1 pseudogene is annotated in these 279 nt (G+C 44.1%); it reads left to right on the top strand.

The features are described from left to right. Positions 1 to 25: 25 nt before the first annotated feature. Positions 26 to 279: pseudogene (locus AAEY79_RS14635) on the top strand (helix-turn-helix domain-containing protein); the annotation flags it as partial.

Raw genomic sequence — 279 nt, 5'->3', positions numbered from 1 at the left:
GAATATTACTGCAGCTTTGCAGTCTATGGGTACATTATCAACTCATATAGACAGTCGCATGCGCTTGAATCCGTTATTAATTATTGCGGTTGCTGCGTTAATTATCTTAGTGATTTTTTTATCACGTATGATAAGTAATGCGCGCCAAGAACCAGAAGCAGTGCGTCCACTGGCTGAAGATTTGACGATGCAAGCGCAAGAACAAGGCGCCGCTGTAAATAGGGATGTTAATGCTCTCAGCACTTCTGGCTCGACAGTTGGCAATACTGTGGGCAGTAC

This window comes from Psychrobacter sp. GW64-MNA-CIBAN-0177 (assembly GCF_040309585.1).
Lineage (GTDB): Bacteria > Pseudomonadota > Gammaproteobacteria > Pseudomonadales > Moraxellaceae > Psychrobacter > Psychrobacter okhotskensis.
The sequence above is the reverse complement of the archived record's forward strand: the minus strand, read 5'-3'. Positions and strand labels throughout refer to the sequence as shown.